This window comes from Paenibacillus glycanilyticus NBRC 16618, from assembly GCF_004000805.1.
GTDB classification, from domain to species: Bacteria; Bacillota; Bacilli; order Paenibacillales; family Paenibacillaceae; genus Pristimantibacillus; species Pristimantibacillus glycanilyticus.
Window position 1 is genome coordinate 17,930 of sequence record NZ_BILY01000014.1, and the last position, 20,769, is coordinate 38,698.

20 protein-coding genes and 1 pseudogene are annotated in these 20,769 nt (G+C 45.5%); 20 read left to right on the top strand and 1 reads right to left on the bottom strand.

Annotated elements, in window-relative coordinates; all coding sequences use genetic code 11:
• Positions 1 to 92 precede the first annotated feature (92 nt).
• From PGL01S_RS13120 to PGL01S_RS13130, 3 genes and pseudogenes are all read left to right on the top strand, one after another.
• Positions 93 to 1,178, top strand: a complete 1,086-nt coding sequence (locus PGL01S_RS13120) for an L-dopachrome tautomerase-related protein (protein WP_174806563.1) — start codon at positions 93 to 95, stop codon at positions 1,176 to 1,178.
• 238 nt (positions 1,179 to 1,416) lie between these two features.
• On the top strand, positions 1,417 to 2,139 hold the full coding sequence (gene cuyB / locus PGL01S_RS13125; protein WP_127495068.1) for a cysteate racemase: 723 nt from the start codon (positions 1,417 to 1,419) through the stop codon (positions 2,137 to 2,139).
• Positions 2,140 to 2,265: 126 nt separating this feature from the next.
• A pseudogene (locus PGL01S_RS13130) lies at positions 2,266 to 2,484 on the top strand (winged helix-turn-helix domain-containing protein); the annotation flags it as partial.
• Position 2,485: 1 nt separating this feature from the next.
• On the opposite strand, the gene cuyB (PGL01S_RS13135) reads toward PGL01S_RS13130, so the two are convergent.
• Positions 2,486 to 3,232: a cysteate racemase gene (cuyB, locus tag PGL01S_RS13135; protein ID WP_244935579.1), complete on the bottom strand. Its 747-nt coding sequence runs from the start codon at positions 3,230 to 3,232 to the stop codon at positions 2,486 to 2,488.
• A 175-nt stretch (positions 3,233 to 3,407) separates the two neighbouring features.
• Between cuyB (PGL01S_RS13135) and PGL01S_RS13140 the strand changes: the two genes are divergently transcribed.
• The 17 genes from PGL01S_RS13140 (at position 3,408) to PGL01S_RS13225 (ending at position 20,595) form a co-directional block, all read left to right on the top strand.
• Positions 3,408 to 4,331, top strand: a complete 924-nt coding sequence (locus tag PGL01S_RS13140) for a transglutaminase domain-containing protein (protein ID WP_127495069.1) — start codon at positions 3,408 to 3,410, stop codon at positions 4,329 to 4,331.
• Between the two features lie 18 nt (positions 4,332 to 4,349).
• On the top strand, positions 4,350 to 5,867 hold the full coding sequence (locus tag PGL01S_RS13145; protein WP_127495070.1) for an amino acid adenylation domain-containing protein: 1,518 nt from the start codon (positions 4,350 to 4,352) through the stop codon (positions 5,865 to 5,867).
• A gap of 4 nt (positions 5,868 to 5,871) precedes the next feature.
• Entirely contained in the window at positions 5,872 to 6,102 is a 231-nt protein-coding gene (locus tag PGL01S_RS13150) for a phosphopantetheine-binding protein (RefSeq protein WP_127495071.1), read from the top strand.
• Positions 6,103 to 6,111: 9 nt separating this feature from the next.
• A complete protein-coding gene (locus tag PGL01S_RS13155; RefSeq protein ID WP_127495072.1) occupies positions 6,112 to 7,704 on the top strand; it encodes an MBOAT family O-acyltransferase in 1,593 nt (530 codons plus the stop codon).
• 24 nt (positions 7,705 to 7,728) lie between these two features.
• Positions 7,729 to 8,799 carry an SGNH/GDSL hydrolase family protein gene (locus PGL01S_RS13160; protein ID WP_127495073.1) on the top strand — a complete coding sequence of 357 codons (1,071 nt, stop codon included), beginning with the start codon at positions 7,729 to 7,731 and terminating at the stop codon, positions 8,797 to 8,799.
• 26 nt (positions 8,800 to 8,825) lie between these two features.
• Positions 8,826 to 9,392, top strand: a complete 567-nt coding sequence (locus tag PGL01S_RS13165; protein ID WP_127495074.1) for a hypothetical protein — start codon at positions 8,826 to 8,828, stop codon at positions 9,390 to 9,392.
• Between the two features lie 251 nt (positions 9,393 to 9,643).
• Positions 9,644 to 10,348: a VIT1/CCC1 transporter family protein gene (locus PGL01S_RS13175; protein WP_244935580.1), complete on the top strand. Its 705-nt coding sequence runs from the start codon at positions 9,644 to 9,646 to the stop codon at positions 10,346 to 10,348.
• 31 nt (positions 10,349 to 10,379) lie between these two features.
• Positions 10,380 to 10,763: a DUF302 domain-containing protein gene (locus tag PGL01S_RS13180; RefSeq protein WP_127495077.1), complete on the top strand. Its 384-nt coding sequence runs from the start codon at positions 10,380 to 10,382 to the stop codon at positions 10,761 to 10,763.
• Between the two features lie 180 nt (positions 10,764 to 10,943).
• Entirely contained in the window at positions 10,944 to 11,174 is a 231-nt protein-coding gene (locus PGL01S_RS13185) for a hypothetical protein (protein WP_127495078.1), read from the top strand.
• A 5-nt stretch (positions 11,175 to 11,179) separates the two neighbouring features.
• Positions 11,180 to 11,641, top strand: coding sequence for an NUDIX domain-containing protein (locus PGL01S_RS13190; RefSeq protein WP_280525709.1), 462 nt, complete (start codon positions 11,180 to 11,182; stop codon positions 11,639 to 11,641).
• Positions 11,642 to 12,198: 557 nt separating this feature from the next.
• Positions 12,199 to 15,111 carry an Ig-like domain-containing protein gene (locus PGL01S_RS13195; protein ID WP_127495079.1) on the top strand — a complete coding sequence of 971 codons (2,913 nt, stop codon included), beginning with the start codon at positions 12,199 to 12,201 and terminating at the stop codon, positions 15,109 to 15,111.
• Positions 15,112 to 15,506: 395 nt separating this feature from the next.
• Positions 15,507 to 16,463, top strand: a complete 957-nt coding sequence (locus tag PGL01S_RS13200) for an NAD-dependent epimerase/dehydratase family protein (protein WP_127495080.1) — start codon at positions 15,507 to 15,509, stop codon at positions 16,461 to 16,463.
• Positions 16,464 to 16,480: 17 nt separating this feature from the next.
• The gene (locus PGL01S_RS13205) at positions 16,481 to 16,750 is read left to right on the top strand and encodes a hypothetical protein (RefSeq protein ID WP_127495081.1); all 270 of its coding nucleotides are present in this window, start codon (positions 16,481 to 16,483) and stop codon (positions 16,748 to 16,750) included.
• Between the two features lie 160 nt (positions 16,751 to 16,910).
• Positions 16,911 to 17,699, top strand: coding sequence for an SDR family NAD(P)-dependent oxidoreductase (locus PGL01S_RS13210; protein ID WP_127495082.1), 789 nt, complete (start codon positions 16,911 to 16,913; stop codon positions 17,697 to 17,699).
• A 268-nt stretch (positions 17,700 to 17,967) separates the two neighbouring features.
• Positions 17,968 to 18,636 (top strand): Type 1 glutamine amidotransferase-like domain-containing protein, encoded by a 669-nt coding sequence (locus tag PGL01S_RS13215; RefSeq protein ID WP_127495083.1) that lies wholly within the window; start codon positions 17,968 to 17,970, stop codon positions 18,634 to 18,636.
• A gap of 251 nt (positions 18,637 to 18,887) precedes the next feature.
• Positions 18,888 to 19,157 carry a hypothetical protein gene (locus tag PGL01S_RS13220; protein ID WP_127495084.1) on the top strand — a complete coding sequence of 90 codons (270 nt, stop codon included), beginning with the start codon at positions 18,888 to 18,890 and terminating at the stop codon, positions 19,155 to 19,157.
• Between the two features lie 214 nt (positions 19,158 to 19,371).
• Positions 19,372 to 20,595, top strand: a complete 1,224-nt coding sequence (locus PGL01S_RS13225; protein ID WP_127495085.1) for a copper amine oxidase N-terminal domain-containing protein — start codon at positions 19,372 to 19,374, stop codon at positions 20,593 to 20,595.
• The last annotated feature ends 174 nt before the right edge of the window (positions 20,596 to 20,769 follow it).

Consider the following 20,769-nt stretch of genomic DNA (forward strand, 5'->3'; position numbering starts at 1 on the left):
TACTCATCATCTTGTGTTATAGACACTCACATGCAGTCATATAAATAGGTGATGGCAGTTCGAGCGTGTTGGGGGAGGCTTTCATACAAGTGATGTTACCGAGTGAAACGTATTTTGGTAAGCTTGAGGCGGTTTTTTTATTTTACGGAGCCATGCCTACAGGCGTAACGGTTTCAGAAACCGGGCGTATCTTCATTTGCTTTCCGAAATGGGGAGACGACGTTAAATTTACGGTGGCTGAAATCGTTAACGATACCATTCAGCCTTATCCTAGTATAGAAGCGAATGTGGTAAACCCATCGAATATCGCAACATCCTTCATTAGTGTTCAAAGTGTCGTTACGGATGGCAGGGGAACGCTTTGGGTACTGGATACGGGGGCTCCAAATTTCTCTGAACCCATCAAAGGCGGGGCAAAGCTAGTCGCTGTCGATTTAAATTCAAATACCATAAAAAGCGTTTATACCTTTACGGATGATGTTGTCCTGCCAACCACTTATCTGAATGATGTCCGATTTGATTTTCGTGTCGGGAGAGCAGGTTACGCCTATATAACGGATTCGTCTTCCCGAGGGCCAGGAGCCATTATTGTCGTTGATTTAGAAACGGGCTATGCCTGGAGACGGTTAAACGGAGCAAATTCAACTTCGCCCGATCTCTTTTTCTTACCCAAAGTGGAAGGTAGAATCCTGATGAATCGCAACAAAGACGGATCTACTTCACCCTTTAGATTGGCATCCGATGGTATAGCGATTTCCCCGGACGGCAAGACGTTGTATTTTTGTCCTCTCACCAGCCGTCAGCTCTACTCGATTTCAACGGAAGTCCTTAGAGACCGAACGATACCGGATAGGAATTTACAACATTACGTGAAGTATTGGGGAGAAAAAGGGGCATCCGATGGAATGATCACCGATGCAAAAGGAAACGTTTACGCCGGAGACTATGAAAATAATAGTATTCGAAAGATATTGCCGAATGGAATTATGGAAACCATTGCGCATGATCCGAGAATGCTATGGCCGGATACTTTTTCTATTGGTCCAGATCAATACTTATATTTCATCGTGAACCAATTACATCGGCAGTCAAGATTTCATTATGGCAATGACCTGCGGGAGAAGCCTTATAGTTTACTCCGTATGAAAATAGAAGAACCGCCGGCTCCTACCTTTTAATGAATTTCGGATTACTGAACCGTTTCGCGGCAATTACCGCGAAACGGTTTTTTTGTATCCGCAGAATTTTTGTCATTTGTGTATTTTGAGAGCATGGATTCTATTCATTTAAATGTTACAACTACGTTACATCTTGTATATATTTTTGAGATATGTTTTTTGCATGATTAGTTTAGCGCTATGAACGGAACAAAGTGAATGGCGTGAAGATTGAATGCGGCTAAGTGGGTGAACGAAGATGGAACATGGGAGTTTAGGCATTATTGGCGGAATGGGTCCCAAAGCTACCTCGGTTTTTTTTGAAAGAATCATAAACAGAACAAATGCGGATATGGATCAGAATCACATTAATATCATTATTCTTAATCATACGAGTCTTCCTGACAGGACCGATGTTCTTCGAAAGAAGGAAGGGGATCTATTCTTAGATCAAATTTCTAAAGATATGGCTCTCCTTCATCATGCCGGCGTGTCCAATATTGCAATACCCTGTAACACGGCACACTGCTTTTATAATGAGATGCAGGAAATGACCACCATTCCGATTATTAATATGGTTAACGAGACGCTTAAGCTTGTGGCGGATAAGTTTGGATCGGGCAGTAAAGTAGGGATTTTGGCGACGGATGGAACCTTGCATAACGGGCTATATAGCGAAGAATGCGAAAAATTGAAACTTAAACTATACAAGCCGAATGAAGAAATACAGAAACGTATCATGAGTATCATTTATAAGAAACTAAAGAAAAATCAACAGGTTAATCCGGCAGAAATCGAGGACATCATAGAGAAGCTGCTGAGCGACTTCGATTGCGACTGTGTCGTAATTGCTTGCACGGAATTATCAAGTATACCATTGCGGCAAAATATCAAAAGATATTGCATTGATGCTATGGATGTGCTCGTAGAGCAATCCATTCTTCGTTCGGGTAAAAGCGTTAAAGTTGCTGATCTCGCATAATACCCGCATCACGGAAAGATATAACTCCTTCAATCATTTCATAGAGTCAAGAGTTTGTTCAAAAGGGGGTTATTATGTTGAAAGTACTTGTTGTAGAAGACGACTTCAGCATTTCCAGTGCCATATCTTACGCGCTTGGAGTTTGATCTTCTTGTTGAGCTTGCGTGTAATCCTGATCGGGTGTATTCCAGAAAGGTGCTGCTGAATCATTATGCCGGGGGAACCAGAACGGTAGATATACATATCCAAAGGCTCCGCAAGAAGCTTGAAAGATGGCAAGGGCTCATTCAAACGATTAACGGAATTGGTTATAAGTTTATTACAAAGCCACTGGATAATGAATGAATTATTTTCTCGATAGATGCGTCTTTATCTTTAGGGCGGGCTTGATCGTACCGCCGGATAACGTAATGGACCGATTCACGAGAACATCCAAGGCGTCGATATAGTAAGGCCGCACGGATTCGCCTAATTCTATGCAAGATAATTCCGTGCACGCGAGAACGACGCCGTCGCATTTCTCCCGCTGTAGCATTTCCGTCATAATACCTTCGAGCACACGAGAATCCGAATGACCGGTTTTTTTGATATCTTCATAGATGATGCTCATAATGCTTTGTTGCATGCTTGGGCTCGGGATGAACGGCTCAAGGCCGTATTGCCGCAGGACATCCGAATAGATATCGGTTTGAAGGGTGGCGTCGGTCGCGAGAATGCCGATTTTACTATTGGCTTTATGTTTCGCGAGCAGTTCTTCGACCGTTTCTCTTACCATGTTGACGATCGGAATAGCCGTCATGGCTTGAATGTCGTCGAAGAAACGATGCGCCGTATTGCAAGGGATCACGATGTTCGACACTTCCGCATGCTCGAGCAACGCGATGTCCGCTTGGATCAACCGAAGGAACTGCTGATCTTTCCGCTCAAGGATCGAGCTCGTTCGGTCCGGCAATGACGCATGATTCAAAATAATCATGTCAATATGGTCCTGATCCGCTTCCGCTTCGGTGAATTCAATAACTCTCTCGAAAAAAACCGATGTCGCCTTTGGTCCCATCCCGCCGATCACGCCTAATAGGGATCGTCTCATCATCTCTACCTTATTTTGCATCATCATCTTTTTCATGTATTAATACTATGAGAATTCGGTCATAAATTTTCATTTAAATGAAAATTTTTGAATCCCGAAATCCGGTTTTGGCTATAGTAAAGTGAACTGAATTGAATTGGAATTATTCGCAAAGTTTCAACTGAAATGGGGTTGCCGCATGCGCACTAAACGAACTAAACGTGCTAGACGTAACAAGGCCATCTTAGTATTTTCCTTCATTTTTATTGCCGCATTGGTTATATGGACCTCGATTGACAGCATATCGGCGGATACCAATCCCGCAGCCACGCCGACTGCCGCACCGACTGCCGCGTCTGCCGCGACGCCGGACACCAAGGCTGATACGGAGCCGCCCAAAATCACGGGAGTCAAAAATTTAACCGTCTTTATCGGAGACCGCGTTTCGTACAAAACCGGCGTAACCGTTAAGGATAATCTCGATATGAACGTCCCTTTGGTCGTAGACACGGGCGGCGTCAACCTAAAGAAAGCCGGCGTTTACAACCTTACGTATATGGCCAAGGATGCCGCAGGCAACATAGCCCAAGCGGAGGCTACCGTAACGGTTAAGGTAAAACCTGCAAGCCCCCTCAACGAGGACGAACTGAATAAACTGGCGGATACCGTACTCGCCAAGATCGTGACGGAAGACATGACGGATGTCGATAAGTTATGGGCAATCTTCAAATGGACGAAGTACAACATCGGCTATGTCGACAGCTCCAGCCACACCGATTGGAGAAAAGGCGCTCTTCAAGGGTTTAAACAAGGTACGGGCGACTGCTTCGTCTACTATGCCACCGCAAGGATGCTGATGGAGAGAAGCGGCTTCGAAACGCAAACCGTGATCCGGGACAAAGGCAGAAAAACGAAACATTTCTGGAGCTTAGTCAAAGTGGATGGCGCCTGGTATCACTTCGATACCACTCCCACGATCAAAAAGAATACGACTTTCCTGCTTACAGACGCAGAGCTGGCCGAATTTAATAAGCAATTTAAGAACTACTACCTATTCGATAAGTCCAAACATCCGGCAACGCCGACCAAACCGCTCAAGGAAAGAAGCAAGTATCTTAAATAAGGAGGGGAGGTTTGCCTTATGCAGTTCAACGTCATGGAGTATTTAGAGTATACGGTACGAAGAGTACCGGACAAAATAGCTTACGCGAACGACGAATTCAGCCTTACGTTCCAAGAAGTGTACGGGCAGTCCAGAGCGATCGGAACGTTTCTAAACAGGCACCATTTGCAAAAGCAGCCAATCGTCGTATTCATGAACAGGAGTCCAAAAGCGATCGCGGCTTATTACGGCGTCATCTACAGCGGCAATTTCTACGTACCGCTCGACGAAGAGATGCCCCGCACCCGCATCGAGACGATCGTTCGGAAGATAAATCCCGGCGTAATCATCTGCGACGAGTCGACGATGGCAACCGCCGATGCCATCGACTTTCAAGGGAACGTTCATCTGTTCGACGACTTGATTCAAGGTCCTGTCGACGACGAGGCATTAACCCGAATACGCCTTTCCGCCTTGGACACGGATCCTTTGTACGTCGTCTTCACGTCCGGCTCAACGGGCGTACCGAAGGGCGTCATCGCCAACCACAGATCGGTGATCGATTATATCGAGAACTTATCCGACGTGCTCTCGCTGTGCGAAGACACGATATTCGGGAACCAGACGCCGCTGTATCTCGATGCTTGCTTTAAAGAACTATTTCCGACCCTGAAGTTCGGAGCGACGACGTATATCATCCCGAAGAGCCTGTTTATGTTCCCGCTCAAATTGGTGGAGTTCCTGAACGAGTATCGCATTAACACCGTATGCTGGGTCGTATCGGCGTTAACGATGATCTCTTCCTTCAAAGTGCTGGACAAGCTGGTTCCGCAATATCTGCATACCGTCGCGTTCGGCAGCGAAGTATTCCCTGTGAAGCAATTCAATCTGTGGAGAAGAGCGTTGCCTAACGCGAAATTCGTTAACTTATACGGCCCAACCGAAGCGACCGGCATGTCGTGTTACTACAAGGTGGAACGGGCGTTCGAGGAACACGAGATTTTACCGATCGGCAGGCCGTTTCGGAATACCGAAATCCTCTTGCTCGGTGCAGGCGATCGTGAAGCCGCTCCCGGGGAAGCCGGAGAAATATGCATTCGGGGCACTTGCCTGACAATGGGCTATTACGGAGATTTCGCCAAAATGAACGAAGTCTTCGTACAAAATCCGTTGAACGACCAGTATCCCGAACTGATCTACCGGACGGGGGATTTAGGCAAATACAACGAGCATGGCGAGCTGATGTTCGTCTCGCGCAAAGATTACCAGATCAAGCATATGGGGTATCGCATAGAGCTCGGAGAAATTGAGGCAAACGTCAATCGGCTGGAAGGGATCAAAAGCGCTTGCTGCGTTTACGACAAAACCATGGAGAAGATCGTCTTATTCTTCGTAGGCGAAACGGACGCCAGATCGATCGTCAAGGAACTGAAGCAACTGCTGCCGAAATATATGATTCCTAATCGGATTGAGCGGTTAGACGCGATGCCGCTCACGACGAACGGAAAAATCGATCGCGTTTACCTCAAAGAAACTTGCGTCAAGAAGGAGAGTTAAGCAAATGGATGAGTTATTGAAAATATTGGAAGATATGCACCCTGACATCGATTTTCGTCAATGCGATACGTTAATCAAGGATAAAGTGTTGGATTCGTTCGACATCGTCACGCTGCTTGCGGAAATCGACGGCGAATTCGGCGTGACGATTCCCGTAGAGGAAATTACGCCGGATAACTTCAATTCCGCCCAGGCGTTGTATGCGTTAATCAAAAGACTATCTGACGATTTATAGGGGGAGACCATGCTTTTCACCTCATACGGTTTCATTCTCTTTCTTGCTTCCTTGTTCGTCTTTTATTATCTCATTCCGAGAAGATACCAGTGGGTATTGCTTCTCATCGCCAGCTATTTGTTCTATGCGTTCTCCGGGCTTCAATTTCTTGCTTATATCGCGGCAACGACGGTTTGCGTTTATTATGCCGGACGCCGAATCGGCGACTTGGCGCAGACCGAATCCGCGTATCTACGGGAACATAAGCACGAATTGGCCAAATCCGTGATCAACGAATACAAATCCAAGATGAAAGCTAGAAAACGGATTCCGATGCTGCTCGCCTTGTTCGTGGCCTTGGGCATACTTGCTTTTGTCAAATACACCGATTTCGCGATCGCGAACATCAATCACATCGCCCGGGCTTTCGGAAGCGAAGGCGGCATTTCCTTCTGGACGATCGCCGTTCCGCTCGGCATTTCCTTCTATACGTTTAAGAGCGCGGCTTACCTGATCGACGTCTACAGGGGCAAATTTCCGCCGGAGCGCAATCTGTTCAAGTTCGCGTTATTCGTTTCCTTTTTCCCCGAAGTCATACAAGGACCGATTAGCCGATTCGATCAATTGGGCAAGACGTTGTACGGCCCGCACGACTTCGACGGCCGCAACGTAAAGTTCGGCTTGCAGCGAATCGCATGGGGATTTTTCAAAAAGCTGGTCATCGCCGATCAACTGATGGTTGCCGTTCGAACGATTTTCGACGATCCCGGTCACTATCATGGAGCGTTCGTGTTGGTTGGCATGTTGCTATACGCGTTTCAACTGTTGGCCGACTTTTCCGGCGGTATCGATATTACGATCGGGATTGCCCAAGTGCTAGGCGTCAAGGTTCAGGAAAATTTCCTAAGACCGTATTTCGCCAAATCGATCACGGATTACTGGCGCAGATGGCATATTTCGATGGGCGCTTGGTTCCGGGATTACGTCTTTTTCCCGATGTCCGTCTCGAAGCCGATGCTAGCCCTGTCGAAGTTCTCCCGCCGGCGGTTCGGCAATGCGATCGGCAAGCGCGCGCCCGTGTATCTAGCGACTTTAACGACCTGGTTCGCCACCGGCATCTGGCACGGCTCCAGCTGGAACTTCATCGCATGGGGACTGGCGAACGGTATCATCATTCTTATCTCGCAAGAACTGGAACCGTTCTACGATTGGTTCCATGGAAAGTTCAACGTCAAGCATACGTTCGGATTCCGCTCTTTCCAAGTCGTGCGGACGCTGCTGCTGATGAGCTCGATCCGGCTGTTCGACTGTTACATGGACGTGCCGCTGACGTTCAGGATGTTCGGGTCCATGTTCACGACCTTCAATTATCGAGTCTTATTCGACGGTTCGTTGCTTCATCTGGGCATCTCCTTTAGTCACTATGTCTTAATCCTGTTGAGCCTAGCGGTCGTCGGAATCGTCAGCTTGCTTCAAAGAAGCGGGAGCGTGAGGGAGAAGATAGAGGCGCAGCCGATTGGCGTAAGGTATTCGCTTTACGGCATGCTGATCCTCTCGATCCTGGTCTTCGGGGCTTACGGCGTCGGTTATGACGCGAAGCAATTTATCTATAATCAGTTCTGATTTCAAAGGAGGGATGAGGGGACATTGGTACGGAAGAAGCTTATAATCGGAACCGTCGCGATCGTTCTGCTGCTCGGCTCGCTCTATGTGCTGCAACGCCTGCTTATGCCCAAATACGTATCCGGCATCGTCGAGGGTTCGCTTATCGGCGAATATTACAAAGAGAAACGCAAGGATTTCGACGTTATATTTCTCGGTGACTGCGAAGTGTACGAGAATTTCTCGCCGGTAACGCTGTGGGAGAAATACGGGATTACGAGCTATATCCGCGGCAGCGCGCAACAATTGATCTGGCAGTCGTACTATTTGCTGGAAGAGACGCTGAAATACGAGAAGCCGAAAGTCGTCGTCTTTAACGTTCTCGCCATGCAGTACAACGAACCGCAAAAAGAAGAATATAACCGCATGACGCTCGATGGGATGCAACTCTCGGCAACCAAGCTGAAGAGCATTCAAGCGTCCATGATGAACAGCGAGCATCTCGTCGATTACCTTGCGCCCTTATTGCGTTTTCATTCCAGATGGGATCAATTAAGCAAAGACGACTTCACGAACTTGTTCGGCAAGGAGAAGTTATTCCACAATGGGTATTATATGAGAGTAGACGTGAAGCCGGCGGGGAGAGTTCCGAGAGCTCCGAGGCTGCCCGATTACCGATTCGGTTCCAACGCCTATAGCTACTTGGATCGATTGACGGAGTTGTGCAAAGAAAATGGTATCCAACTCGTATTGGTCAAAGCGCCGACGATCTACCCGCATTGGTACGACGAGTGGGATACCCAGATGGAGCAGTACGCTGCGGCCCACGATTTAACCTACATCAATTTTCTGAAGCACATGGACGATGCCGGAATCGACCTGCAGACGGATACCTATGACGCGGGCCTGCATCTGAACGTATACGGAGCGGAAAAGCTGGCTGCGTACTTCGGAGCATTCCTGGCGGATACGTACCATCTGCAAGATCATCGTTCTGACGAGACGTGGAGCGGGATCTGGCAAAAGAAAATCGATTTTTACGATCGGATGAAGCAGGATCAATTGGACGAGCTCGCCAAATACGGATACCTGAAACGCTATAAAGTCGAAACGTGATAAGAATGGATGAAGGAGTGTTTACGTTGAAAAAAGCAAGTATAGGGCTGATTGCCCTCCTATTGGTACTATCCGGTTGCGGGAACAAAATGACGGAGGAGGGATCTGCGTCACCTAGCGCGTTGACGCAGACGGAAGGAGCCGCTGCTTCGCCAGCTTCGACCCAGGCTTCCGGGACGCCTGAACAAGCAAGCAGCGACGGCTACGTGTTTGAGGCGAACGGAATCCCGATTCCGATGCATGCCGAAGCAGCTCCGATCTTGAAGCAACTCGGAAAACCGCAAAGTTATTTCGAATCGCAAGCCTGCGCTTTCCCGGGACTCAATAAAATCTACCAATACAGCAGCTTCGACGTGTATGCCTACGAGAAGGACGGCGTCGATTATATCGCGTCCGTCATTCTGTTCGACGATACGGTGGCCACCAAGGAAGGCGTCACCTTGTTCAACAAGAAAAGCGACGTGATTAAAGCCTACGGCGACAAGTTCACCAACAACTTGAATTTGTACGTCTATGACCAAGGCAAATCCCAATTACGGTTCGTCATCGAAAACGATCAAGTAACCTCGATCGAGTATTTGGCCAAAATTTGATCGTAATCGCATCGTATCATGAGTAAAGACGCCATCGGGGCAGGAGTGGACTCCCTCGATGGCGTCTTTTTGTTCGCGACTACCTGTAAGTCCACATTACAACTTCATTCTAAGGATGAATACCGCGCAAGGGTCACCAGTGTCTACTCGCTCGTGCTTGCCAAGGCAAATAAATGGCGTAATGGAAATCCCTCCGAAAGGAAATAATGATTAGTATCTCATAACTGCAAATGCACAAGGAGGCTTTCAATTTGAACCATCCGGAAAAAAACAAGCATATCGAGAAACACTTTACAGCGACCGCTCTAATCAGAGACATCGTGATAGGTATGTCGGATGGACTGACGGTTCCTTTTGCTCTTGCAGCTGGTCTTTCGGGTTCCGTATCGGGGACGCAAATTGTTGTTGTTGCTGGCTTGGCAGAGATCGCAGCCGGTTCGATAGCGATGGGTTTAGGGGGGTATCTAGCGGCTCGAACCGAACAAGAGCATTATGAGAATGAACTAGAGAGAGAGCGGCGGGAGATCATCGAACTTCCTGATTATGAAAGAGAAGAAGTAGCCGAGGTGTTCCGGGAATGGGGGCTTCAAGAAGATCTCGTTGAATCGGCCGTCAACCAAATAAGCAGCGATCCGAAGCGTTGGATTTCCTTCATGATGAAGCATGAACTTGGACTTGAAGAGCCTGACCCAAAGAGGGCTCGCAATAGTTCGATAACAATCGGATTATCCTATATCGTGGGCGGGTTCATTCCGTTATTTCCATATATGATTATTCATCACGACGTTACGGCTCTAATGGTTTCTGTTGTAGCGACACTAATAGCGTTATTTGTCTTCGGATACGTGAAGGGTAAATTTACAGGCTCCAAACCGTTAAAGAGTGCTGCTCAAACAACACTAGTCGGTGGATTGGCCGCTGCCACAGCCTTTTTGGTAGCTAGGCTCATTGCCTGAAAAACAAAAATGTTATGGGGGCGATTACTTAATGTTCCATTATACGGTTGAAACAACCAAGACACCTGATCAAGCGGTCGAGACACTGACGGAAAATCTAAAGGCTGAGAAATTCGGTGTGCTATGGCAGCTCGATATGCAGGAAAAGCTGCGAGAGAAGGGTGTCGAATTTGATATGTCTTATCAAATTTTAGAGGTTTGTAATCCGGTTGAAGCCAAGCGTGTGCTTTCTGAGAATGCACTGATCGGTTACTTTCTCCCTTGCAAATTGGCCGTATATGTAGAGAATGGAACAACTAAGATCGGCATGCCGAAACCGACGGCCTTGATTGGGCTGGTCGAGAATGAAGCCTTGATGAGTATTGCTTCCGATATAGAGAAGCGGTTGACCGCTTGTGTCGATAAGAGTGTTTGATTAATGATTTCATTGGGGGAGACCGAAAGTCATTGATCGATAGTGATCTCCAATATGTAGGATGACAATACCATCTATACAATAAAAGTCGCATAAACTGCGGCTTTTTTATGCTGTGTACAGAAGTTTTGGGTATTATTAAAATGGGGGATATACAATGATGTGAGAGGTGACTTGGAAATGAGCAAGAACAACATCCATGAAACCAATCCCGAAAAGGAATATTTGTACACTGACGATAACTATGTCGATGAGAACCTTCGCTCTATTCAAAATATTGAGGGTGGGGGACCGCTGAAAAAAGTCGATTTACACTCAATGCCACGTCCTTTAAGAATTCTAGGCTACTTTTTATTTTCTATAATAGTGTTAATGGGTGCTTCAGTAGTCTTGATTAGTTTTATTCGTTAAATTTGTTGACCTATCGGGAGACGATAGCCAATTCAACAGAGACGAAAATAGGGGGCACCGGGCAATTTGACTTGCCTGGGGGGCGACTAGAAGTATCGGAGTCCTTAGAGCAAGGTTTAAAAAGGGAGTTTAACGAAGAAACAGGATTCAAAGTCAAAGAACTCAACAATATTGGTGTTTGTGATTTTTCTGTGTTATGGACGCTACAGGATAACTCTACTGAGTGTGTGCATCATATTGCGATTTTATATGAAGTTATTATTGTCGCTGGAAAAATTGGAGATTCCGTGGTTCAATTCGAAGGACAAGACTCCAATGGTTATGACTGGATTTCGATCGATGATATTACACCGATAAATTCATCACCGTTGGTCCAGCAAGCGGCCGATTGGTTTCGTACGAAGACGATCCCAGTTAGTAGAAGTTCGTATGATTACAGATCTTTAAGCTCTAACGGGAGACGATAGTTCATTTCAAAGATGTGGTGAATTTCTATTTTGTATAGTTAGTACTCCTATTCTTTGTGTGATTTTATAGGGGACCTATTTACCACTTTACCTTTACTATAAGCAACTTGAGGTTAGGGCAGAGGACGTGATTCCAGGGAGAAGTTTGCCGCCGCGGCAGCTGCTATTTCTGTGCTTGATTAATCAGGTAGCATGTCCCAAAATGTGGTATTGTTGAGCCGATCATATTTAATTTCAAAGTAATCCTGTCCCGTTTAAAGGGACAGGTTTTTTTATTGGATCGGAGCTTACTTTGGATATAGCATGTACTGTACAATTCATCAGTTGCGGGATTACATAATCTCATGGTAGCGAAGCTGAAGCGGGGAGGTCATTTGGCTATTACTATGCTACTTTTGGTTTAATTTCACACCAACTATTTCATTTCTTAATAAAAATTAATCCTATAGTCACTATACATATTAAAAATGCGAGACTTTGTGCCGATAATAACCGTATAACTCTCGTTATTATCACTTTAAGTGTTAATATAAATAGATAATTCGGGAGGGTTAACAATGATTCTTAGTTCAACTAAGAAGTTTCGCCGTATCGCGACATCCGTGACATTAGCAACTACAATTGTCGCATCAATGTTTGCGGGAACGGCGTTTGCAGGACCACAACCAACTACAATTCAGTTGAGTGTGCTCCAACCAGACGAGGCTCCTATTTACAAGGGAACCACAACTGAGTTTATGGTCGATGCAGCTAATATTGCCGCAGTTGACGAAAACGGTCTATCACAAATGATTTTCCAAGTCGAGTATGATCCAGCTGTATTTGACGAGGAAGGTTACACCACTGATGATCAGTTTTATCAACCGTCTGGTGTAAAATTGAACCCTGCTGTTCCTGAAGGTATGCAGTTAATGGATACTCTTATCAGTCATGACAACGGTAAAACGCAATTGACTTTCACACTGGTTAATACTGCTGATGAGACTATTACACCTGTAATGCGGGCATTTTTATCCTTTAAGCTTCATGTAAAGGATGATGCGCCAGTTGGGGACACTGGAATTATTGTTCGTCCTTACGATGAAACATCAATTGTTGACAGCACAGGGGAAGCGGTTCCAAGTGGACTTATTACATCGCCAGTTTCAAATTTCACTATTCAAGCTTTACCTACGTTGACTAGTGTGACAGCAAGAGCGGATTCGCAATCCTTGATTTATGGCGGTACAACTAATGTTCATCTTCAAGGAACTTATTCCGACAGTGCAATAGCTGATCTTACGGGTTCAGCTACATGGACTTCCAGTAACCCTGCGGTTGCTACAGTAAGTTCTACGGGTACAGTTTTGGCTGGTTCAGTGATGGGTTCAACTACGATAACTGGCACATATAATGGTTTGATTTCTTTCGTGCAAATAAGTGTAGTTCCTATCATAACACCACCTCCAAGCACATTCTTAGGTTTTGTGTCTAACCAAGACTCCCTCCAAATCGACAATGTCGGTGGTTTGGGCGTTCTTCTCATGCAAGAGATGTGGACTACAGGGGTAGTTGATGTCACAACAACTGGAACTTGGACTTCCTCCAACGCGAGTGTGGCATTGGTATTCAATGGTGCGGTAAATGCGATGGGCTTAGGTGATGCGGTTATAACTTACACTAACGCCCACGGGTCTAAATATGTGCCCGTACATGTCGGGCCAGTAGTGCAGCCTGAACCTGTACTTGAATCGGTATACTTCACTGAGGATGCTAACGATCCACTTCGAGTAGACAAACAAGTGTCACCACAAATCAAGGGGCATTTCTCGGATAATCATGAAGAGCTTATAGATCCATCAGCATTCACATTCACGATTGACGATGAAAGTGTTGCAACGATTGGTGCAGACGGTCTTCTAACAGGGGTAAAAGATGGCATCACTAAGATTACTGCTCAATATAAGGCTGACGAGTCAATCGAGCCGATTTGGAATTATGTATGGGTGGTAAATGATGATGTACATCCTCCTGCCTTTGATCATATCGGCATTGAGCCATATGACGTTCCAACTATTGAGGTTGGAAATACACTCAAGCTGAAAGCAAAAGCATACTTTGATGAAGGTTCGATTAGTTATGATCTGTCGCGATATGCGACTTGGACATCTACCAATGATACGGTATTGTCCGTTGATAAACATGGTGAACTTACAGCAATTGCTGTAGGCGCAGCAATAATTTCAGCTACTGTTCCTAACTATGGAAGAGGAAGCCAGCATTTCACCGTAGAAGCAGCAGCCACACCTGAACCTCAAGTTGTTTCTGTACATGCTAACACTGACGATTTAGGCACTACCATAGATGATAGTGAAGGCTATCAATTTACGTTAACTGCTACTTACGATGACGAGAGTACAAACGACGTAACTTCTCAAGCTACATGGACTTCTGATGATGAGGATGTCGTAACCATCAGCGAAGGTGGTAAAATGACTCCTGTGGGTCTTGGCACCACTCATGTTCACGGCACTTTCAAAGGCTTTACTGCTGATATCTTGGTTACAGTAAATCCTCTTCCACCTGTATCCATTAGTGTATCGCCGTCGTCAGGTAATATTTTGGTTGGTGAAACTCTGCAATTACAGGTTATTGGTACATTCGCAGATTCTACAACAGCTGACGTGACAGATAGAGTCTCTATAGATTCGTCCGACCTTTCAATCGTTGGCGTTTCCTCAACTGGTTTACTTACAGGATTATCAGCAGGTACTGCTGAAATCACAATAGCAAAAGGCGGCCAACTGGAGAAAAAGTTGTCCATTACTGTCCGTAATTCAAGTTCTGGTGGAGGCACCGTTATTTCCACACCTCCGGTTCAAGTGGAAAAGCCAATTGATCTGAAAGTAGACTTCGACAAAACGAAGCTTGAAGAGATGATCAAGAAAGCTTCGGATACTCCATCTAAAACGTTTACTGATGTAACACCAGCTACATGGAGTTCTGAAGCCATTCAAAAAGCTACTAGCATGGGTATTATCGATGGTTACGAGGATAACTCTTTCCGCCCTGACGCGAGCATCACTCGTGCAGAGTTTGCTACGATTGTAGCTAAAGCATTTAATCTGGTGTCCTCAAGCAGCACTACTTTCCCAGATGCTATGAACCATTGGGGTTCAAAAGCTATTGAGGCTTTGGTAGGGCAGGGGGTATTAACTGGTTATGGAGACGGCACTTTCAAACCAGATAAAGAAATCACTCGTGCTGAAATCGTTACGGTTCTCTCACGACTGACAGACTTCAAGCCTGTTGAGAAAAGCACTTTTACGGATATTGATAACAACTGGGCATCCACACAAATTAAAGTGTTTGCTGAGCAAGGTATCGTGAAGGGGATATCAACTACTGAGTTCGCTCCAAATGATTCAGCAAGTCGTGCAGAAGCTGTATCAATGCTGATTCGTTTAATCGATCTGATAGTTAAAGCTTAATACTACTACTAATGGGACATGGTTGGGTTGTTACAACTATGTCCCTTCTTGTTCTTTGGAATATCTACCAAAAGCAATGAACATCTGAGGCTATATGCCTCTCTGAAATGTTAGAGAGTGATGATGGGCATGATGACATTAGATCGAGTTATTAAATCGGCAGGATAGTTCCAACAAGCGGTATAATATATTTAATAATGTCAGCTCGTAAGGAGCGTCAAAAGTGAACGCGAGACCTGCATCTTTAAGTAATGCAGAAGAACTTTCTAGGTTAAATCAAGAGTTTAATGGAAATGAAAAGAGACTTCCAGCGGCACAGCTTTTAGAAATATGCTATCCAAAGAGATAAAAAATGGTATTTTATAAACTATATTTAACAGGAGAGGGAGAAGTTTATGAATATCTTTATCACAGGTGGGACGGGGTACATAGGAAGCAGCACGGTAAACGTAGCGCTTCGCCAAGGTCATCAAGTTACGGTCTTGACACGAAGCAAAGAAAAGGCAAAAGAGCTTGAAGATACAGGGGTGCGGGCTATTATTGGCGATCTGCTCACAGATGGCGATTGGCAAGGCGCCCTATCGGAAGCGGATTATGTTATTCATTTGGCTGCCCCTCCAACCTGGGGTAAGAAAGTAACTTTAAAAGTCGCGAACGCCTATCAAAAAGGACACTATCAAATGACCGTCCGTCTGCTCGACAACATCAATCCGCAGAAGCTAAAGAAGCTCGTATATGTGGCAGGCACCAGCTATTTCGGCGATAGCGGCGACAATGAGCCGGTCACGGAATCATACCGCTCGCAGCCGAAAGGATGGGGACCTTACATCGCTCCTTCCGTCGACGTGCTTTCTGCTTATGTGGATAAAGGCATGCCCGTCGTCATAACTTTCCCGGGACAAGTGTACGGCGCAAAGTCGTGGTTTCCGCAGTTGTTCCTGAAGCCACTCTCTCAGAACAAGCCGGTTACCGGCCTCAAGGGGCATAATCCAATATTTTCTCCTATTCACGTAGAAGACTGCGCCCGTGCTTTCTTGTTCTTGCTGGAGCAAGGCCAGACAGGGGATCGATATTTACTGGTCGACGATCAGCCGATCAGAAGTGCAGACATTACGACGCTTAGCGCCCAGGCACTCCATAGACAGGATAAAAAACGTTACGTGTCAACTTGGTTATGCCGGATGCTGCTTGGTCCCGTGTTAACCGAATACGCCACGGCGCATACAAATTTCTCGAACAGCAAGCTTAAGGCGTCCGGCTTTACTTATTTGTACCCAACGATACAATTAGGTATAGAGGATGTCGTAAAAGAATGGAAGGAACTCTCAACATCTAAGGGGCGGATCGAATAAAATTGGAGGAATAGCTCATGAATTGGAATGATTACTTTCATGCTGGTTTTAATAATATAACTGACGTGGGTTATATAGTTTTTCTTATAGTTCTTGCGTTGATAGTAGTATTTCTCATGTACATATTTAATCTTGGTAAGAGAATGGCTAAGGGCTTAATGTTCGTAGCCCTGGTTATATGGGTAGCTACTACTTATGCAGGTGTAGATTTTCATGGCATACAGGATTGGATAGATGGTGTATTCTGGTCGGGGACATTTTCATTCTCTGCTTTATACAAGTTATAATGGCTGCTCGACATTACCGCCGATTCCGGAATTGTTCGGTACACGGTTAAGGGATAACCCGAGTGGGAATAATATCGTCTTTCGAGCAAGTTATTTTTAAACTTTAGGTAAAATAGGGAGCGCGTAAATATAAGACGCATTAACGGAAGGGTGACGTAACATGACGAACAAAAGGTTGGAAGGCATTCAGGCGTTCGTGACGGGAGCGTCCGGCGGTTTGGGATATGCGATGGCGGAAGCGCTCCTGGCGGAAGGGGCAAAGGTAGCGGTATCCTCTAGAGCGGGAGATAAGTTAGATCAAGCGGTTGCCGGCTTTATAAAAAGAGGATACGATGCGCACGCCTTGCCGCTTGACGTGCGATCCGAACAGTCAGCAGAGGAAGCTGCCCGCTGGGTCCGCCGCGAATGGGGCGGACTCGATGTGCTGGTAAACAACGCCGGGATCGGAATGAAGACAGTAAATCCGCGCTTTCTCACCGAGCCTCAGCCTTTTTACCAGGTAACGCCGGAAGGTTTTCGGAATTTGATCGACACCAACGTGACGGGCTACTTCCTCGTCGCTCGCGCTTTTGCGCCTCTTATGATCGAGCAGGGCAAGGGGCGCATAATCAACATTTCAATGAATTATGAAACCATGAAAAGAAAAGGCTTCGTGCCTTACGGTCCGTCACGCGCGGCAACCGAATCGCTCTCTTATATCATGGCAGAAGACCTAAGGGAACACGGCGTGGCGGTCAATATGCTGCTTCCCGGCGGGGCGACGGTGACCGGTATGATACCGGACGGACTGCGAAAGGAACTTGGCCCGCAGACGCGTCTCCTCACGCCGGAAATTATGGCAGCACCCATTATCTACCTCGCTTCACCGGACGCGGAGGGAGTGACGGGAGAACGGATCGTGGCGGTCGAATTTGAGCAATGGTTGTCCAACCGGGACAATAAAGGATAACCAACTATGGGGAAGCACGATAATTCATCATTGTTATCCACCCTCTACTAGGCTTTAATTAGCCAGGTAGAGGGTTTTTCTATTTTGTAGTCACTGATTTCTCACATTGGATCGTTGGAAAAGAGAATATATCGTTAGTTCCACAACAAACATCCATGATGAGGCTGCCGGTAAGACCAGTGGCCTCATTGAGATTAGACGTCCGCACCCTCGTGTGAGAAGCTAAAGGAATTAACGTCAGACGCACACAAAGAAAAGGAGTTAATTTATGAAACTTCTGCTTACATCTGGAGGCATCACTAACAAAAGCATACACGACGCTCTGGTTGGCATGCTGGACAAGCCGATCGCCGACTCCAACGCCCTGTGCATCCCCACCGCGATGTACGGACACCCCTGGGTCGGCCCCGGCGTCAAAGCCTGGGAATTCATCAGCGGAAAAGAAGAGAATCCTATGGTCAACCTGGGCTGGAAGTCCGTCGGCGTACTGGAGCTCACAGCGCTGCCAAGCATCAGCGAAGACCGCTGGGTGCCGCTGGTCCGGGAGACGGACGTCCTGCTGGTGGCGGGCGGAGACACCCTCTACCTCTGCCACTGGATGCGGCAATCTGGGCTGGCTGACCTTTTGCCTTCGCTGCGGGCAGTATATGTGGGAATGAGCGCCGTCAGTATGGTGATGGCACCTAACATCGGGGAATTCTTCGTTGGTTGGACTCCACCCAGCGGTGGCGATGAAGCACTGGGACTGGTTGATTTTGCAATGTTTCCGCATCTGGATCACGAGATGCTGCCGCATAACACAATGGCCTCTGCAGAGAGCTGGTCCGCCGGGATGAAGGGGCCGGGGTATGCGATTGATGATCAGACCGCCATCAAAGTGATCGACGGAGCAGTTGAAGTTGTTTCCGAAGGGCATTGGAAACTTTTTTCGCCATAGTATTAAAGAAATGGGGCATTAAGCAGAAGATATCATTCATGCTAAAGATTACTTAAAAGAGCTTGGTATTGAGAGTAACACTTACTTTGGTGAATCTCCGGATGATTCCAACAGTTTAAAACAAAGACCTGCAGCAGATCAGTGATCCGCCGCAGGTCTTTGTTGAAGTAAAGGGCAGGATAACGCAACAAATTCAATCAATTAACGTCTGTTTACTGGGGAAATATTCTAAAATTTCAGGAGAGATATTTATGAAATATAAAAAAATATTAGTAATAGCGGTTCTATTGTTCGCTTATATCTTGGCGTGTATGTTAGTTGATCTTAACGGTAGTAAAATTGTTATGGATGCTTCAGGACGTTCTTATACTCTTGAAAATCATTTCTTTTACAATGAATATATTTTCAGTGGAAGTCATACCGAGTTTAATCTCAAACATGATAGAGTTTTCTTGCTCTGTACAAGTGTTGTTTACTTGGTTTTTAACCTAATGAAAAAATACAAGGGTACACGTCGTTGATAAACTTAAATAAGAAATCATTCCAAAATTAAGGCTATCGGGGAACTTTTAATATCCAGGATGGGGTTTAATGATTAAATATTAAAGAGGAGGCTTTGTTTGGTTTATTCTTGTTTTACTCTGTAGTCAAAGGAATGACGGTTACTATTTTTATTGAGTTTTCAACCGATAAACTAAGTAAGCGAAATTTTCACTCTGAATAGGATGTGTCACAATGTTCAAGAAACTTATTGGTGTAATGATAGTCCTCAGCTTAGTCGTATCAACTCCAAGAGTAGAGGGAGCTCCTTCTGTAAGTAAGCAGATTCAATTGGTAGTGAATAATAAACAGATTGCTGGTGTCAATCCGATTGTAAAATCGGGTGTTATGTACGTACCTTTTCGCAAATTTTCTGACCAAATGGGTTATAAGGTCGTCTATGATCCTGATACCGGGATAATCTCTGCAAACATAAACGGTGTAGTCATTCGTTTCGGTACCGGCGAAGATATTATTGAATATAACGACACTGGTAGTTACTATTTAACCAATGAAATTCTTGAAATTAAAGGACAAGCTTATATCCCTCTGCGCGAATTTGGAGATATCGCGAAGTATTCGATTTATTATGATGAACAAAGGCTCACCGTAAGCTTACAGACATATGGTTATGGCCAAGAAGCAGCTATTAAAGAGCTCATAACGAAGTATTTCGAAGCATTTACTCCCAAATTACTGACATCTGATAATTTGACATTGGGATACCAAAATCCTGAATATGACTATGAAGCGAATCAAGTCATTAGTGAAATCCCCGTCCGAGAATCCAAGCTGAGCATAGATCGAATTGAATATACAGCTAAAGACGAAGCAACGCTCCAAGTAACTTATATTAAGAATACGGAAGAGTTGAAACATGAAAATGTGAATGTCTTCATCATTCGGTATGAACAAGGACAATGGAAGATCGCACACGATGGCTGGTTTTATAACAAACTGGAACTTCCGGAGGATATCGACCAAAAGGCCGCAGCTATCATAGAGGACCATTTTAGTGAGCAAAATAACGTATTATCTGATTTAAGAAAATACTACATAGCGTATAATGCAGAAGATCTTGATCAAACGATTCATTACACAGCCCCCTCATTTATTAAAGAATGGGAAGGTATAGTCATTGGGTCAGAAACATGGAAAGACAACCTTAAAGGATCGTTCTCACATAGCGACGCTAGATACAAATTATCTAATGAGCGAGTCGTCTTTCTTGGAAAAAAGGAAGCTGTTGTCCAAGGGACTCTTAGTTGGAGCGATATGACAGAAGGTGTTGCAGAAGGTGATGATGTATTTGATGCCCTTATTTATATGGAAAACGCTAATGGACGATGGACTTATAATTACGAGCTTGATCTTGATCAGGATTTCGATACTCGAGAAGAAATTGCGGTATTCGACTGAGAGGTTATAGAGTTTGTTTCTCCAAGCAGATATTACGCTCGATGAACGATAGTTAAATAAACGACCAGGAAGAGGCTGCCGGCATGATCGGCAGCCTCTTTGCACTAACAGGTAGGATAGTTCCAATATGTGGTAGGGATATCGTGTTTTATCACGAATAAGAAATATCTCGGA

Excerpts from the sequence above, each read along its gene's own strand:
- PGL01S_RS13220 (WP_127495084.1), top strand. The coding sequence starts at position 18,888 with ATGAAATATAAAAAAATATTAGTAATAGCGGTTCTATTGTTCGCTTAT.
- PGL01S_RS13200 (WP_127495080.1), top strand. The coding sequence starts at position 15,507 with ATGAATATCTTTATCACAGGTGGGACGGGGTACATAGGAAGCAGCACG.
- PGL01S_RS13145 (WP_127495070.1), top strand. The coding sequence starts at position 4,350 with ATGCAGTTCAACGTCATGGAGTATTTAGAGTATACGGTACGAAGAGTA.
- PGL01S_RS13215 (WP_127495083.1), top strand. The coding sequence starts at position 17,968 with ATGAAACTTCTGCTTACATCTGGAGGCATCACTAACAAAAGCATACAC.
- PGL01S_RS13195 (WP_127495079.1), top strand. The coding sequence starts at position 12,199 with ATGATTCTTAGTTCAACTAAGAAGTTTCGCCGTATCGCGACATCCGTG.
- PGL01S_RS13210 (WP_127495082.1), top strand. The coding sequence starts at position 16,911 with ATGACGAACAAAAGGTTGGAAGGCATTCAGGCGTTCGTGACGGGAGCG.
- cuyB (WP_244935579.1), bottom strand. The coding sequence starts at position 3,232 with ATGATGAGACGATCCCTATTAGGCGTGATCGGCGGGATGGGACCAAAG.
- cuyB (WP_127495068.1), top strand. The coding sequence starts at position 1,417 with ATGGAACATGGGAGTTTAGGCATTATTGGCGGAATGGGTCCCAAAGCT.
- PGL01S_RS13120 (WP_174806563.1), top strand. The coding sequence starts at position 93 with ATGTTACCGAGTGAAACGTATTTTGGTAAGCTTGAGGCGGTTTTTTTA.
- PGL01S_RS13205 (WP_127495081.1), top strand. The coding sequence starts at position 16,481 with ATGAATTGGAATGATTACTTTCATGCTGGTTTTAATAATATAACTGAC.
- PGL01S_RS13155 (WP_127495072.1), top strand. The coding sequence starts at position 6,112 with ATGCTTTTCACCTCATACGGTTTCATTCTCTTTCTTGCTTCCTTGTTC.
- PGL01S_RS13140 (WP_127495069.1), top strand. The coding sequence starts at position 3,408 with ATGCGCACTAAACGAACTAAACGTGCTAGACGTAACAAGGCCATCTTA.
- PGL01S_RS13180 (WP_127495077.1), top strand. The coding sequence starts at position 10,380 with ATGTTCCATTATACGGTTGAAACAACCAAGACACCTGATCAAGCGGTC.
- PGL01S_RS13150 (WP_127495071.1), top strand. The coding sequence starts at position 5,872 with ATGGATGAGTTATTGAAAATATTGGAAGATATGCACCCTGACATCGAT.
- PGL01S_RS13225 (WP_127495085.1), top strand. The coding sequence starts at position 19,372 with ATGTTCAAGAAACTTATTGGTGTAATGATAGTCCTCAGCTTAGTCGTA.
- PGL01S_RS13185 (WP_127495078.1), top strand. The coding sequence starts at position 10,944 with ATGAGCAAGAACAACATCCATGAAACCAATCCCGAAAAGGAATATTTG.